At 55.9% G+C, this 16080-nt stretch carries 12 protein-coding genes; 6 read left to right on the plus strand and 6 right to left on the minus strand.

From position 1 onward, the window contains the following. Window position 1 precedes the first annotated feature (1 nt). The 4 genes from WKR14_RS02255 to WKR14_RS02270 form a co-directional block, all read right to left on the minus strand. Window positions 2–1144: a putative sulfate/molybdate transporter gene (locus tag WKR14_RS02255; RefSeq protein ID WP_339087291.1), complete on the minus strand. Its 1143-nt coding sequence runs from the start codon at window positions 1142–1144 to the stop codon at window positions 2–4. A gap of 293 nt (window positions 1145–1437) precedes the next feature. Next, entirely contained in the window at window positions 1438–2838 is a 1401-nt protein-coding gene (locus WKR14_RS02260) for a tetrathionate reductase family octaheme c-type cytochrome (protein WP_165564373.1), read from the minus strand. Between the two features lie 12 nt (window positions 2839–2850). Further along, window positions 2851–4578, minus strand: coding sequence for a DUF3373 domain-containing protein (locus WKR14_RS02265; protein ID WP_165564374.1), 1728 nt, complete (start codon window positions 4576–4578; stop codon window positions 2851–2853). A gap of 120 nt (window positions 4579–4698) precedes the next feature. Continuing rightward, window positions 4699–5025: a c-type cytochrome gene (locus tag WKR14_RS02270; RefSeq protein ID WP_025010197.1), complete on the minus strand. Its 327-nt coding sequence runs from the start codon at window positions 5023–5025 to the stop codon at window positions 4699–4701. A 552-nt stretch (window positions 5026–5577) separates the two neighbouring features. Between WKR14_RS02270 and phsA the strand changes: the two genes are divergently transcribed. The 4 genes from phsA to WKR14_RS02290 all read left to right on the plus strand — a co-directional run bounded on the left by phsA (window position 5578) and on the right by WKR14_RS02290 (window position 10734). Then, the gene (gene phsA / locus WKR14_RS02275; protein WP_339087293.1) at window positions 5578–7857 is read left to right on the plus strand and encodes a thiosulfate reductase PhsA; all 2280 of its coding nucleotides are present in this window, start codon (window positions 5578–5580) and stop codon (window positions 7855–7857) included. A gap of 12 nt (window positions 7858–7869) precedes the next feature. Continuing rightward, entirely contained in the window at window positions 7870–8442 is a 573-nt protein-coding gene (locus tag WKR14_RS02280; protein WP_101055985.1) for a 4Fe-4S dicluster domain-containing protein, read from the plus strand. Further along, window positions 8439–9383, plus strand: a complete 945-nt coding sequence (gene nrfD, locus WKR14_RS02285; protein WP_165564376.1) for an NrfD/PsrC family molybdoenzyme membrane anchor subunit — start codon at window positions 8439–8441, stop codon at window positions 9381–9383. The genes WKR14_RS02280 and nrfD overlap by 4 nt, the downstream gene beginning before the upstream one ends. A gap of 157 nt (window positions 9384–9540) precedes the next feature. Next, complete coding sequence (locus WKR14_RS02290; protein WP_226563573.1) at window positions 9541–10734, plus strand: conjugal transfer protein TraF; 1194 nt, start codon at window positions 9541–9543, stop codon at window positions 10732–10734. 2 nt (window positions 10735–10736) lie between these two features. Here the strand turns inward: WKR14_RS02290 and WKR14_RS02295 are convergent, their stop codons facing one another. Beyond that, window positions 10737–11480 carry a sulfite exporter TauE/SafE family protein gene (locus tag WKR14_RS02295; protein ID WP_339087294.1) on the minus strand — a complete coding sequence of 248 codons (744 nt, stop codon included), beginning with the start codon at window positions 11478–11480 and terminating at the stop codon, window positions 10737–10739. A gap of 75 nt (window positions 11481–11555) precedes the next feature. Continuing rightward, window positions 11556–11870, minus strand: a complete 315-nt coding sequence (gene metJ, locus WKR14_RS02300; RefSeq protein WP_144168575.1) for a met regulon transcriptional regulator MetJ — start codon at window positions 11868–11870, stop codon at window positions 11556–11558. A 215-nt stretch (window positions 11871–12085) separates the two neighbouring features. On the opposite strand from metJ, the gene metB reads away from it, so the two are divergent. Beyond that, on the plus strand, window positions 12086–13246 hold the full coding sequence (gene metB, locus WKR14_RS02305; protein WP_101055989.1) for a cystathionine gamma-synthase: 1161 nt from the start codon (window positions 12086–12088) through the stop codon (window positions 13244–13246). A 16-nt stretch (window positions 13247–13262) separates the two neighbouring features. Continuing rightward, window positions 13263–15662, plus strand: a complete 2400-nt coding sequence (locus WKR14_RS02310; protein WP_339087296.1) for a bifunctional aspartate kinase/homoserine dehydrogenase II — start codon at window positions 13263–13265, stop codon at window positions 15660–15662. The last annotated feature ends 418 nt before the right edge of the window (window positions 15663–16080 follow it).

Raw genomic sequence — 16080 nt, forward strand, 5'->3', positions numbered from 1 at the left:
TTTATCTCAGTGCCCCAAGGGTTTGCCACTGACGGCGGCCGAATTCCAGCACCACACCCACCGCCAGACCAGCGGCGGCATTGACGGCCAGGCTCACCACGGCGGTCGTCAGGATAACAAAGATACAGAAAGGCTTGCCGTCCAAGAGGCGTTTGGACCAGGCCAACTGCAAGCCGGCGGTGGACAGCAGACTACCGAGAATAGCCAGCGGAATAAGGCTCAGCAGCCAGGCCACGTTTTCCCCCCAGGAGAGGGCTATCAGCAGGCAACTGCCGCCGAAGATTAGCGGCGCCCACAGGCGGCGGGCACCGAAATGGTATTGCACCGCCAACCCTCCGGCACCGTGGCACATGGCCGAAGCACCGAAGGGACTCAAAAGCAGATTGGCCAGGCCAGAGCTGGTGGCAAAGGCCTTGGGGCTGAAACGCTTGCTGTCTTCGGGGAACTTCTCTTTGGCCATTACTGAGGTGGCGATAACGGCATTGGTCAAAGTCAACGCCAGTTGCGGCAGTACCAACAGGGTCGCCGCGGCGCCCCAGTCATTTAACTCGGGCCAGCTCAAGTGCCAGGGCGTGTTGTTGAACACAAAGCTGCTGTCGCTGCCGCCTTGCTGGTATTGCCATAGCATGCCGAGGGCAATCACCAAGGGCATGGCCAGATAGCGCAGCGGGATAAAGCGGGCAAAGAAAATCAGTGCGAAGGCGCCGAATCCCAGCACAGGCTCGTCGGCCATCATCTTGAAGCCCATCCACAACAGTTGCAGCCCTATGGCCAGTTGGATGCCGACACTGATAGCCTGGGATATTTGCCGCGACAGCCAACTGATGGCGCCGGAAGCCGCCAGTACCAGCAGTATTACTCCCATCAGCATGGCGCTGGCTTGCATCATGCCGGGTGTCAGCCCCTGGGCGATGACCAGGGCGGCAATCACTTTCATGGGTTGCACGGGAATGGGGCGGCGATAAAATAGGGCTGTGGCCAGGGCAAAGAGACCGAAACCGAGAAAAATGCCTTGGGGAGAAAACTGATTCAGGGCAATCAGTCCAAGCACCAGAGGAAGAAAGGTTCCCAGATCGGCAAAGGCGCCGCTGAGCTCACCCAGGGAGCGGTTTAATGAGGAAAAAGTCTTGCCGTTTGTTGTCATTGCACTTGCCACAGAAAAGGATGCCCAGACAACGCAAGAAAAATGCCATTTTTTACCGGGAGTTGCATCATCAATGACCCGAATTTACCGTCATAGTCTAATTCAATGTAGTGCCGCTTGGACACTTTGGCCCGATTCTGGGTCTAAATGTCTTTTTTGGGGATAAGTGGCATCTCGTTTGGAGAGTACCAAATGAGAGAGTGGCAGATGAGAGAGTAACAGATGAGAGAGTGACCGGCTCCCGGGAGGCAGGGAGATGCGGGAGCCGGTCTTCAGGGCTTGCCTGAATCGGATCAGCGGGCGTGGCGAGCGCCGCCTTTGTGCTTCATGGGGTCGCCCTCATAGCCCAGCGCCTGCCAGTCGAGGCGGTCACCGCCGTTGTGGCAGTCGGCGCACTTGAGCGCTTCGCTCTTGGGCGAGACCATGTGGTTGATACGCCACCACATTTCGGTTTTGGCGAAGCCGTACTGACCACTGTAGCTGATACCCTTGGCCTGCATGGGCTCACTGGCGGCCATCCCTAAGCGAATCGCCTTATCCCAGTCAAACTCAGACCAGAAACCGCCCTTGCCATAGGTCTTGGGATTGAGCAGCACCTTGTTGACCTTGTCGTACACCTGCTTGCCTGTGTGCACTTTGAAGGGGTAGATCTTCGCCTTGGGATCCTGAATGTCACCCAGGGGGAAGGTCAGACGGGTGACCTGCTCGGGATCCATCTTGTCACCGGCCATATAGGCATCGGCGCGGCCGTTGTACCAGGCGTAGCTGGGCTTGACCATCTTGCCCCAAACGAAGCTGCCCTTTTTCTTGGCGTAGCTGTGACGACCATATTGATCCAGGCTCTCTTCCCTGTCTTCACCGGCAGTTGACCAGTCCCAGTGCAGCTTGGTGGGTTCATGGCGGGCAAAGAAGGGAATGTGGCAGGTCTGACAGGCCACAGTGGCTGCGTGCTTGTTCAGCTGTTTGTTGCCGTGTGGCGCACTGTCGTGGCAATTGTCACAGCCGATATGATCTTCACCGCCGGGGGACACACCCATGGCGTTACCGCTGATCATATGCTTCTGGGTGGTGTGGCAGTCCTGACACTGGAAGTCGTTGCCATCGCTGTCCATATGCACATCTGTGGCCTTGTCCGGGTAGGCCATGGATGAGTCGAGGTCGCCATGCTTGACCGCATCTCCGCCGCCACCGTAGAAGTGGCAGCTGCCGCAGTTATCCCGCACCGGCTTGCCGACATTCTGGGCGACCCGCAGCAGATCCACTGTCTTGAATACCTCTCCGGCCGCGATGGGATCTTTGACATAGGTGCCCGTGGTGTCATGGCACACCAGGCAGTCCACCTTGGTCTTGTCCTTGAAGTCGAAGCTGTTGTCTTTCCAGCCGTAACCGGCATGGCAGCCGGTACAGCGCGGTTCGTTACCGGCGATGGAAACACAGAAGTTGTTGATGGAGTTTTTCTTACCCCGTTTGACTGTGCGTCCGGGCAGTTCCTGCTCCAGCTCCCAGGTCCAGTGGGATGACAGCATAAAGTCATCTGCGTCTTTTTCGTGGCACTCAAGGCAGGCTTGGGTGACTTCCGAGCCTGTGTTAAAAGGGCCCTTGAGCACCTCTTTGTGGGGGCCGCCGGCCTGGGCTGGGCTCAGGAGGCCGAGCCAGAGTGCCGTGGCTATAAATGGCAGATAAAATGTTTTCATCTGTGTTCCTCCCTAGAAATTCACTGTCAGTGATGCGTTGATATCCAGCGCCGTATCCACCACGGGCAATAGCGAATAGGCGCTGCCGTCCAGCACTTCATCCACCTTCACAGGTGCACCCACGGGCGTGCCCGAACCTGTGTATTCATAGTCGTAGTAGAGCCCAGCCAGCTTGATAAACATCCTGGGGTTGATATCGAAGATGTAGTAAGCCTCGGCCACATGGCCGCGGGTGGCCAGTTTGCTGCCGACCGGGTCGTCTTGGGCCTGGGTGAAGGGCGTCCAGTACTTGGAGCCATAGTTGTATTCCAGACCGAACTTGCCGTAAGGCGCCGGGATCTGCATGCCGATATAGATGCCGTAACCATCGTGGGAAGCATCGGACTCGGCGCTGGATGGCACCATCAGCAGTTCATCGCCACTGTTGTTGAGCTCTGCCTGGAACACGGCGTCGGTCAACATGCCGCCGAACATGCCGGCGTTGCCGTTGCTCTCGCCGCGGGTCCAGCCGAAGGAGGCAAACAACTTGAGATCGTCATCGGATTCATAGGCATAGCCCAGGCCGCCTAGGTACATGTCGCCTATGACCCCGCTGGGTTGCACCCGGGTGACAAAGTTGAAGTTGTCGAATTTCTGCAGATCGCTGTAGAGGGTGGGGGCGAAAATCCCGGCCAACTCGTTGGGGAAGGCCATGGTGCCCTTGAAGCCGTCGTTGATGTCCCGCGCGGCAAACAGGGTCAGCTGCAGGAAGTGGTTACCGTCGTTGATCACATCAATGTTGAAACCGCCCAGGTGAGTGTCCTTGCTGACGGTATCGCCATAGAGCTCGCCATTGCCCCATTGGGACTCAAAGCCCTGGCCGTAACAGAAACGCACCACCTGGCCTTCTATCCCTGTGAGCTCTCCAAGCTTGTAGCCCAGAGTGGCGCCGTCAAAGTTGAAGTTGACCAGGTGCCCGGAAGGGGTGCCGCCACGCTTTTCATTTTCCCGGTAGTGGCTCGGCGGGCCATAGGTGGAGGGACGACGGCCGACAGACAGATAAAACTCGCTGCCGCCGATGTTTTTCCAGTCAAAGTAGGCGCGCTCGACCCGCAGCCAGTCGCCGCTGGGGTTGCCTGAGTTGGTGCCGTCCATAGTGAAAGAGCGCCAGGAATCAAACACCTGCACACCGGTGGAATCGCCCCAGTCCTTGAACATGGTCAGGCGTCCGGCAAAGCTGACGTTGTCCCACACCTTGGCCTTGAGATCGAGCCGCAGCCGAGTGGTGTAGAAGATGTCATTGTCTATGTCGCCACTGCTATAAGGCGCCAGCACATAGGGCATAACGCCCTGCAGTTGTCCCTGGGCAAAGGCGTTGGCCAGCTCAGGGTTGGCAGCCATCATCTTGCCAAGGGGTGAGGTGGGATCCATGGGGTTGCCCAGTTCGCCAGCCATGGCTTTGGCGCCGAAGTCGTTGAAGTCCATCTTGATCGCCGGATGCCAGGTGACATTGCCATAGTGCAGCGAGTGGGCTCGGGTGCGGAAGTCGCCGCTGATCTCCAGTCGATCGAGCGCCGTGTGCCGCTCTGTCTTGTCCACCCGGCTGTTGAGTATATCCAGCTCTTCGGTGATCTCCTGCAGTTGCTGTTTAAGCTCGTGGATCTTGGTGCTGTCATCCAGTTCCCCGGCCTGAAGCTGGGGGCTGCCGAGCAGAGCCAAACCCAGTGCCTGGGCCACCGCCAGTGCGATAAGAGTACGCATAGTTGATTCTCCTGACCGGCCTTGCCGGTCATTTTCAGGCAGCAAGCGGCCCTGGGGTAACCCCATACTTGGCTTGCAAGCCGTAAATTTAGTTAAGTGATTGGCGCCTATGCGCTCGGATCAACCGCAGGTCTGGGGTTGATCCGAGTCGGCGGCATGGTCGTACAGGAACTGTTGAATATCCTTGAGTTCCTGCTCAGTTAAAGGCTGAAACGCCTCGGGTTTGGCTTTGTGTTTGTCTCTGGCGAAGAATCTGTCCCATTGGCTCATGGTCTTGCTCATGGGAGTCAGTTCGCCGCCTATGCCAGCTTTGCTGTGACACTCTTTACAGACTTTTTTGTACAAGTGTTTGCCTTTCTTGGGGTTGCCGCCGTCGGCTGCGGTGGCGCCTGTGGCCAATGCACAGGCTAAAAGCAGAAGGCCGAGTTTGCTGCTGGTGTTCATCATCTATTCCTCTGGGTGACCGCCCGCTCCGTTAATGGGCTGTTATTTTATGTGTCCTTGCGGTTGTCAATTTAGCAATCCTGAGGTTTATCAGCTTTGAAGTAGATCACCTTCATGAAAATAATCTAATTGATAAAAATATCATTGAAATAAATCTAATTGATTTACCGTTTTTGTATTTATTTATTTAATTTTATTGTGTTTTTATTTTTTCCTCAGAAATCATCACTGTTGTTTTGGTTGATTTTATGAGCGTGATCGGCTTAACAGTTGTGAATATTTGTTGTCTCTAAAGTGGTTTTTGTTAACTGGTTTGGTGCTTGTGGTGGCTTTTTTTAACGGCTAGAGGCTGGATTACCCTCACACTTTCATGTCCTTTCCGGCATCTTTGCGGGGCATGGATCACACTCACTCCCCCTATGTGGTTTACCACAATACCCACAGGAATTTAATGGGTAAACAATGAGCTTAAGCCGCTGTAGTCAAGCGGAATCCCATTCAAACAATAACCTGTGTGAGCGACCTTTCCCCGAGGGGAGAGGATGGAGGTAAACCATGATAGAGCTTGATAGGCGCACCTTTCTGAAAGGGGCTGGAGCCGGAGGGGCAACCTGTGCCCTGGCCGGAGTTCTGCCCGGTTCGCTGGCGGCTTTGGGGCGCAGCCCTCTGACCGGCAGTGCCACTGAAGTTGCCAGTATGTGTGAGATGTGTTCGACCCGTTGCCCGATTTCGGCGCGGATAATCGACGGCAAAAACGTCTTTATTTCTGGCAACAAAGAAGCCAAATCATTCGGCGGTAAGGTCTGTGCCCGTGGCGGCGCCGGCCTTAGTTTATTGTACGATCCACAAAGGATTGTCAAACCACTCAAGCGCGTCGGTGAGCGCGGCGAAGGCAAGTGGGCTGAAATAAGTTGGCAGGAAGCCTATCAAACCATCGCCAGTAAGCTGAATCAAATCAAGGCCGAGCATGGCCCTGAAGCCGTGGCGTTTTCCTCCAAGTCAGGTTCGCTATCCGGACACCTGTTCTATTTGGGGCAGGCTTACGGCAGCCCCAACTCCTTTACCCACAACACCACTTGCCCGGGCGGTTATGTGGTCGCCGCCAAGGCGATGTTCGGCACCAAGGTGAAGCGGGATCTCTCCAACTCCAAGTACATCATCAACTTCGGTCATAACCTCTATGAGGGGATCAATATGTCCGAAACCCGGGGAATGATGAAGGCCCAGGCCGACAAAGGCGCCAAGTTGGTGGTGTTTGAACCCAGGTTCTCTGTGGTGGCCGACAAGGCCGATGAGTGGTATGCCATTCGTCCCGGTTCGGATGTGGCCGTAGCCCTGGCGCTGTGCCATGTGTTGATTGCCGACAACCTCTATGACAAGGTCTTTATTGAGCGCTATGTTGTGGGTTTTGAAGAGTTTGCCGCCGAGGTCAAGGCCTACACCCCCGAATGGGCTGAGAAAATTTCCGACGTGCCTGCCGCCGACATCCGCCGTATTGCTCACGAGTACGCCGCTGCAGCGCCCCATGCCGTGGTCGACTTTGGCCACAGATCTACCTTCACTCCGGAAGAGTTCGATATGCGCCGGGCGCTGTATGCCGCCAACGTGCTGATCGGCAACCTGGAGCGTAAGGGTGGCCTCTACATGGGCAAGAAGGCCGGTGGCTACAACAAGTTTGCCGGTGAGACCGTGGCTCCTGAGCTGGGTAAGCCGGGCGTTAAACTGCCCAAGCCGCAAGCCAAACGTATCGACCAGATGGATGAGCAGTTTGCCATGGCCTGGTCCGGTGGTGGTATCTATCAGTCAATCATAGATGCAACCCTGGAAGCCAAGCCTTACCAACTGCGGGCCTGGGTTATGAGCCGTACCAACCCTATGCAGACCATGACTGACCGCGCCAAGGTGGTTGAGAGCCTGAAGAAGATGGAGTTTGTGGTTTCCTGTGATGTTTACATCAGTGAAACCGCCGCCTGGGCCGACATCATACTGCCTGAGTGTACTTATCTGGAGCGGGATGAAGAGGTGGCCGACAAGTCCGGCAAGAACCCGGCCTACTACCTGCGTCAGCAAGTGGTGGATGTGATTGGCGATGCCAAGCCTTCCTGGCAAATTTTCCGTGAACTGGGCATAGAGATGGGCCTGGAGCAGTACTATCCCTGGGAAAACATGGAAACCCTGCAATTCCTGCAGGTGAATAAAGACGCCCAGCTGCTACAGCACATAAAGGACAAGGGCTTTGTCAGCTACGGCAAACCGCTGATGCTGCGCGAACCCAAGATGGTGGCCGACTTTGTCGCCGCCTACCCCAACGCCAGAGCCATGGATGAAGATGGTACCTATGGCAGCGCGCTTAAGTTCAAGACTCCCAGCGGCAAGATTGAACTGACCTCCGCCAAGGTGGAAGGCATGGCGCCTGGACGCGGCACTATCGCTTATCGCGAAGTGACCCTGAAACAGCCGGATGAGCTCTACTTTATTCAGGGCAAGGTGGCGGTGCATACCAATGGCGCAACTCACAATGTGCCTATGCTGGCCAACCTGATGTCCGACAACGCCGTCTGGATCCACCCTGACACCGCCGCCAAGCATGGCATTGAGAATGGGGATGCCATTCGTCTCACGTCCAGTGTCGGCAGTGAAGAGGGCCACGCGCTGGTGACCAAGGGTATACGTCCCGACACTGTATTCGCCTACATGGGCTTTGGTTCCAAGAACAAGGAGCTGGCACGGGCGACCGGCAAGGGTGTGCATTGCGGCAACCTGCTGCCCAACGTGACTGCACCTGTGTGCGGTATGAACGTACACACCACAGGTGTGAAGCTGGAAAAGGCATAAGGGGAGGCGAAGATGACTAAAAGATATGTGATGGTGCACGACGAGAATAAGTGCATCGGCTGTCAGGCCTGTAACGTCGCCTGCCGCAGCGAAAACGGTGTACCTGAGAGCGTAACTCGCCTGCAGGTAAGGGTAGAAGGTCCATTCGGGGATGCGCCGCATCTGCACTTCAAGTATCACAGGGTTTCCTGTCAGCAGTGTGAAGATGCCCCTTGCGTTAAGGTCTGTCCTACCGGAGCGGCCTATGTGGGCGAGGACGGCATTATTTCCATCAAGGCAGATAAATGCGTTGGCTGTATGTACTGTGTGGCGGCCTGCCCCTACAAAGTGCGCTTTATGAACCCGGAAACCAAGGTAGCCGACAAGTGCAACTTCTGTAAGGACACCCGACTGGCGCGCGGCGAACAACCCGCCTGTGTGACCGTATGTCCTACCGATGCCCTGGTGTTCGGTGATGCCAATGAGGTCGGCAGCGAGGTGGCGACTCTGCTTAATACTCGCGTGACTTATCAGGACAAGACCCATCTGGGTACCAAGCCCAGAATCTACCGTATTCCTGTCAAGAGAGGGGGGATCCAATCATGAACAATACTTGGGGCGATATGACACAATACGACCCTGTAACCTGGAACTGGGTCATTGCGGTTTACCTCTTCTTGGCTGGGTTATCGGCAGGCAGTCTGCTGATTGGTATCGGGCTGCGTTGGGTGCAAAACAAGACAGAGGGTGACAGCGGTCTTCTCAAGGCGGCAGCCTTGATAGCGCCAGTGGCTATTTGTCTGGGGATGCTGTGTCTGGTATTTGACCTGACCAAGCCGTTCCACTTCTGGCTGATCCTGATCAACTACAACCTGACATCCGTCATGTCCATCGGGGTGTTGGCGCTGCTGGCCTATATTCCGCTGACTTTTGCCTATGCACTGGTGGTGCTGAAAGATGATCTCGGTAACTGGGGCCTGGGCTTCCTTAAAGGGATAGCGGAATCACTGACTGGCCTGCGCAAGATCATGGAAGTGCTGCTGTTCGTGCTGGCGATTGTCGTGGGTGCCTACACCGGCTTCCTGATCTCCGCCATGAACGCTTACCCCATGCTGAACACTGCCGTATTACCGGCGCTGTTCCTGGTATCCGGCTTGTCGGCCGGTGCGGCAGCCAACGCGGTAGTGGCGCTGCTGCTGTTCAAGACAGACAAGCACTGCCCACAGCTGGGACGGATGCACGGTTTGGAATTGCCCATAATGGCGGCAGAAATCCTGTTCCTGTTCATGCTGTTCTGCGCGCTCTACTTCAAGGGTGGCGCAGCTGCCGCCGCGCTGGCATCACTGACAAGTGGCGTCTGGGCCAGCGTGTTCTGGATTGGGGTTGTGGGTATCGGCTTTGGTATCCCGCTGCTTTCCATGTTGTTGCTGCCTGCGAGTACCCGTCACACCAAGGGCGCTATGTTGGCGGTAGCCTGCTGCAGCCTGACCGGGGTGCTGGCACTTAGACACTTTATTCTCTATGCAGGTCAGAGCTATCTTGGTTAACAAGCACTTCTGAACCTGTTTGAGCCTCAGCCCGTATCATTTGGTACGGGCTTTTTTTGTATCTTGATACCATTGTGCCACTGAGATTTGGACTATCTTTAACCCATATAACTAACGTCTTGCGTCTGGTTACAGATAAAAGCAAGAGGGTGATGAGATGAAACTGAGTCTGTTGACACTGCTTACGACGGGGCTTGCCAGCACGCTGGCGTTGGCTGGGCAGGATGTTTATGAGGCCCGCGCCGATGCCATGGGCGGGGTTGCCGTGGCGGCTGGCAATCGTGAGGCGGCGGCCTTTTCCAATCCGGCCCTGCTGGCTTTGCCTTCGCGCCGCAGCAGTGACTTCAGTTTACTCATTCCCACCATAGGCGCAGATGGCGCAGATAAAGATCAGATGATCGATAAGTTTGACGCCCTGCAGGATAACTATGACGCTCTGGTCAATGCCATAGACGCCGCCGACACAGCGGCTATCGATGACTACCGCAAGCGCCTCAGTGGTGACTTGCAATCGCTGCAGGGCAACAGCGCCTATGCCAGTGCCGGTATCAATATGGCGTTGGTCATGCCTTCGGATGGTTTTAGCTATGCCTTTGTATTCAAGAGTTATCTCGATGCCTTGGGGATTGCCGAAATCGCCGCTGCGGATATTGATACCCTGGATAATCTGGATCCCAATAACCCGCCGGAAATCCAAGATTTGACCTCCCAGGGGCGGGTAGTGGCCGGGGCGGTTTCCGAGCTAGGGGTTGCCGTGAGCTATCCGCTATCTATCGTCAATATGCCGGTGACAGTGGGAGTCACTCCCAAGCTGCAACGGCTGGATAGTTTCAACTATGCCGTCAGCGCCAATAACTTCGATGCCGATGATTTCAATGATGATGATTATCGCAGTGATGACACAGGCTTTAACCTGGATATCGGTTTGGCATTCCAGCCATTGGATGGTTTGGTTATCGGTGTCAGCGGTCGTAATCTTATCGAGCGGGACTTAAGCAGCATAGAGGCCGGCGGCGTGCAGCTTACCTATAAGGTGAAACCTATGGTTACCGCAGGGGTGGCCTATGACTGGGCAGCCTTTTCACTCAGCAGCGACTTGGATCTTACCGACAACGACAAGTTTGCCGAGCTTGAGGGCAGCCGCTATTGGCGTTTAGGCGGTGAATACCGGCCTACCGACTGGGTTGCTTTACGGCTCGGTTATCGCCAGGATCTCAATGATCACAGCGCTGATCTTTATTCACTCGGGACAGGGTTCGCCATAGGCAACAGTTTCCGGCTGGATCTCACCGGCATGTTTGGCAGCGATGACGCCATAGGCGGCGTGCTGCAAACCAGCTATCACTTCTAAAATTAACCGTTGATGAGCGCCAGGCTTGATTTGATGGTCAGCAACAGAGCGCTCAGGGCGCACAGCGCCAGCGTCAGAACTCGGGTCTTCTCTTTATCCACCCGGCCCACCAAGCGGCCAGCGACCAGAAAACCGAGAAATACCGCAGGCAGCAGCAACAGCGACAGCCATAAGTGTCTCAAGGTCAAGAGGCCAAAACAGCCGAGAATAATCAAGGCTATCAAGGAGCTGAAGATAAAGAAGGCCGACAGCGCTGCGCGGAACTGACTGGCATCCTTACCCGCCAGCAGCAGAGCCATCGGCGGTCCACCTATGGCGGCCACGGTGCCGAATATCCCGGAAAATATCCCGGCAATAAACAGGCTGAGGCGGTTGATCTTGATGCTGTACTTTCTAAGGCTGAGGAATACGGCTACGGCCACAATCAGGGCTATGGTCAAGCCCAGAATAGGTTGCGGTGCCAGCAACAGCAGGGTGGCACCAATCAGGCCGCCGGGGAGCCTTCCCAGCAAGGCATATTGCAAGCCGTTGAATTCCAGGTGGCCGCGCTCGCGTATCAGTGTCAGCAGGGCGATGGAAAACCCCATGGCGATAACGGGGGCAGGAACCAGCTCCGGATCGACGATATACAATAAGGGAGTGGCTACCACTGCCAGGCCAAAGCCTATCAGCGACTGGGTCAGGGCACCGGTAAATATGATCAAGGATGCCAGTAACAGGGTGACGGGATCTATCAGTGACAGCATTCGCAAACCCCCAAAAGAAAAGGATCGCGCAGCGATCCTTGTTCAACAATAAGATAATTCAGAGGAATAAGACACTTATTCCATGTCTTCCCATTCAATGCCCATGGCATCCATCATGCGCTTGGCTTCTTCCGGGATGCCGTCGGGTTTGTCTTTGGACAAATCCTCATCGTTGGGCAGTGGCTGGCCGGTATAGGCATGCAGGAAGGCTTCGCACAACAGTTCGCTGTTTGTGGCGTGCCGCAGGTTGTTTACCTGGCGCCGGGTGCGCTCATCGGTCAATACTTTCAGTACCTTCAACGGAATAGAGACAGTGATTTTTTTCACTTGCTCATTCTTCTTGCCGTGTTCGGCATAAGGGCTGATGTATTCGCCATTCCATTCAGTCATTGATTCACCTGTGATCTCACTAATTCGCAGCAGATTTTAAACCCTTACAGGATACAGTCAAATGATTGCCTGCAAAATCTGTGCAATATGAACAGAAATCCATACATTTGGACGTCCAAACGTCTTGATGCCTATTGACGGCTGGATGGTCATTGGTTAGATTTAGACGTCCAGACATCTTTATGGTGTCGAACCTCAGCATTCAGGAGTCGATTATGACAGAGCGGCGATTAGCAACCACAGCGGTCCGGCAGGGCATCGAATCAGACAGCCAGCACGGGGCCGTGGTGCCACCCATCTATCTGTCGACCAACTATGCCTTTGATAGCCACACTCAGCCAAGAGCCTTTGATTACAGCCGCTCGGGTAATCCTACCCGCTCCATTCTGGGGGATGCCTTGGGGGAGCTGGAGCAGGGCTGCAGTGCGGCAATAACCGCTACCGGTATGGCGGCCATTACTCTGGTAGTCAACCTGCTGGGGCCGGATGACCTCTTGTTGGTGCCCCATGACTGTTATGGCGGTAGCTATAGGCTGTTCACCAATCTGGCCGCCAAGGGCCAGTTTCGTTTGCAGGTTTTGGATCAAACCGACCCGCAAGCACTCGCCGCTGCCCTGGCGCAAAAGCCGCGCATGGTGTGGCTCGAGACGCCATCCAATCCGCTGCTGCGGGTAGTGGATATTACCGCCATTGCCGAGGCGGCCCACCAGCAGGGGGCATTGGTGGTGGTCGACAACACCTTTTTATCGCCGGCGCTGCAACAGCCTTTGCTGTTGGGGGCCGACATAGTGGTGCACTCGACCACTAAATACATCAATGGCCACAGCGATGTGGTAGGCGGCGCCGTGATTGCCAAAGATCCTGAACTGGCAGAGCAATTGCACTGGTGGTCCAACACGCTTGGGCTGAGCGGTGGCGCCTTCGACAGCTACCTGACCCTGCGTGGTCTGCGTACTCTGGCGCTGAGGATCCGCGAGCATCAGGCCAATGCCGAGCGCATAGTGGCGCTGCTGAGCCAGAGTCCCGTGGTAGACAAAGTTTACTATCCGGGGCTTAAGAGCCACCCAGGTCATGAGATTGCCGCCAGGCAGCAGAGTGGCTTTGGCGCTATGCTGAGTTTTGAACTCAAGGGTGATGAGGCGCAGGTGGTTGCCTTCCTCGGCGCGCTCAAGCTGTTTTCCGTGGCCGAGAGCCTGGGAGGGGTTGAGAGCCTGGTGGCCGTGCCCGCCACCATGACCCACAGAGCCATGGCGAGTGAGGCTCGCGCCGAAGCCGGTATTAAAGACACGCTTATCCGCTTGTCTGTGGGTATAGAAGATGGCCGGGATCTGCTGGACGATATCGCCGCCGGATTGGCGGCAGCCGCAAACTGTTGAATTGAAGGAGCTTGAGATGGCACGTTGTCACCTACATAAGTTTGGCGGTTCCAGTCTCGCCGATGCCGATTGCTACCGACGGGTCGCCCATATTTTGCTAACCCATGGTCATGCCGATGATCTTGTGGTGGTTTCCGCCGCCGGCAAGAGTACCAATTTTCTCTATAAACTGCTGAACCTGAAGGAATCTGGCGCTCTGTGGCAGGAAGAGCTACAGGTGCTTGTCGGTTATCAGCAGAATCTGATTGAACAGCTGCTGGGCAATGAACAGGCACGTCAACTGCGGGAGCGTCTGTCTACAGATAAGGCGCAACTGGCCAGTTTATTGTCCTTGCCTGAACTCAGCGAATACCAATGCAATCAGGTGGTGGGTTTCGGCGAACGCTGGTCGGCCAGACTGATGGCGGCGCTGCTGCGGGAGTCCGGTGTTGCCGCTTCCCATGTGGATGCCCGCAGTTTATTGATTGCCGATGAGGGCGCAGTACCCAGGATTCGCCTCGATGAGTCCCGTGAAAGGGTGCAGCGGCTGCTGGCCGAGCATCCCGATGAGCGCCTGGTGATCACCGGCTTTATCTGCGCCAATAGCCAAGGCGAAACTCTGTTGCTTGGTCGCAACGGCTCCGACTTCAGTGCCACTCTTATAGCCAGCCTGGCCGATATCGACAGGGTCACTATCTGGACAGATGTTGAAGGGGTGTTCAATGCCGATCCCAACAAGATTGCCGATGCCAAATTGCTGAGTAGCATGTCGCTGGCTGAGGCCGACCGCCTGGCGCGGCTCGGCTCCCCGGTACTGCATTGCCGTACCCTGCAGCCGTTATTTAATACCGATGTCAGCCTGGCGGTGCGTTCTAGCTACGCCTCGCATACCGACTTTACCCTGATAGCCCCCAAGAGTGATGCCGCAAGCGCCCCTGTGGTGACCAATCTCAATCAGGTGTCCCTCTTGAGCCTGGAGTTCAATGGCACCCAGGCTCAGACTCAGACGCTCGATGCGCTCAATGAGGCGGGTTTGACCCCGCTGGCCTACTGGTCTCAAGGGCAACACAAACTTGAGCTGGCCTATACTCCCGAATTATCCCGCCAAGTCTGGCAGTTACTGGAAGCGCAGACATCCGAGCTTAAAATTCAAAGTATTACCGAGGACAGAGAGCTTGGGCTGGTGGCCCTGGTAAGCAGTGGCGCCGGCAGTTATCGCCGTAGTTTTGCCCGCTTGCTGAGCCGTGAAGCGCGGCCTCTGTATCAGGACCAACTCAGCCTGGTCACCCTGGTACCCAAATCTCAGGTGAACCTGTTGACCCAGAAGGTGCACAGGCGCTGCGCCGGCCCCCGCAAACGCATAGGCGTTATTCTGCTGGGGGTGGGTAACATAGGCGAAGCCTGGGTGGAACTATTTAGCCGAGCACGCGACGGCCTCAAACGTGAGCTGGAGGCCAGTGTTGAACTCCTGGGCTTGGCGAGTTCGAGCCGCGCCTGGATCTGCAATGAGGGGATCTTTGGGGATGACTGGCAGGCAAGGTTTGAAGCCGAAGCCACCCCTTGGCAGTATGAACATCTGTTCGAACAGCTTGCGTTGCTGCAAGCCGATGAACTGGTGGCGCTGGATATCAGTGCCAGCGCCGGACTGACACTGCAGTATCCTGAGTTTTTTGCCCGTGGCATTCATATGGTCAGTGCCAACAAGTTGGCCGGCTCCGGGCCATTGCCTTTCTACCGTGAGCTGAAACAACAACTGGGTAACCGCCGACTGTTCTGGCGTTACAACGCCAGTTGCGGCGCCGGGCTGCCGGTGCAGCACGCGCTCAATGATTTGCACAACAGCGGCGACAGGGTAGAGGCTGTCGGCGGTATCTTCTCCGGCACGCTCTGCTGGCTGTTTGAGCATTTCGATGGCATCAAACCTTTCTCCGAGCTGGTGTTGCAGGCCAAAGAGCTGGGGATCACTGAGCCGGATCCCAGGGACGATCTTTCCGGGCGTGACATGCAGCGCAAGCTGTTGATTTTGGCCCGTGAAATCGGTTTGGAACTGGAGCTTGAGGATATTCGCTTAAGCTCTCTGGTGCCTGAGGCGCTGGCCGATATTCCGTTGGATGAGTTCTTGCAGCGGATCCCCGAATTGGATGCCACTCTCGCGCAGCAGTTTGCCGCCGCGGCCGAGCAAAACAAGGTGCTGCGCTATGTGGCTTCACTGGAGCAGCAAGATGACCGGGTTAACGCCGAAGTCTCTCTGCAATGGGTAGAGCGTCAGCATCCATACGCCAACCTGACCCCGGGAGATAATGTGTTTGTCATCCGCTCGGCCTTCTACCAGGGTAATCCGCTGATCATTCGCGGCCCAGGTGCCGGTAGGGAAGTGACTGCCGCGGCAGTACAGTCTGATCTGGTGCAGATCTGTCGCGATCTGCTGCAGGAGTAGGGTTGGTATTAGCGTCATCGACCTTCGACATCCCTGTCTCGGCTACGCCAATTTGCAACAACGCCAGCGGCGGCTCCGAAGGGGGAGTTGGTGCCATTCTGCAATCATAGCGTTGCTTGAAATTGCTTATATACCTACAGACATACGCCTATTTTCCAGGCACAGGCGGAACTGTGACCTTCCGAGCCAGGGATGGCGAGGCAGAGCTTACAGGGATGTACTCGCAGCGAGTCACAGGATCGCCTGTGCATAAGCCTGCGGCAGGCAATGAGAAACATCCGTCGCCGGAAGCTCGGCCAATACTAACTTAGATACTCTTAGCTGGAAGCTATGATAGCCGCTGTTCCAGCGGCGTAAAGTCGTGGTGTAAATGCCTCCATGCACAACGGCCAGTTCGCCATCCCTGGCTCTCGCTCGT

This window comes from Shewanella chilikensis, assembly GCF_037953065.1.
GTDB lineage: Bacteria > Pseudomonadota > Gammaproteobacteria > Enterobacterales > Shewanellaceae > Shewanella > Shewanella chilikensis.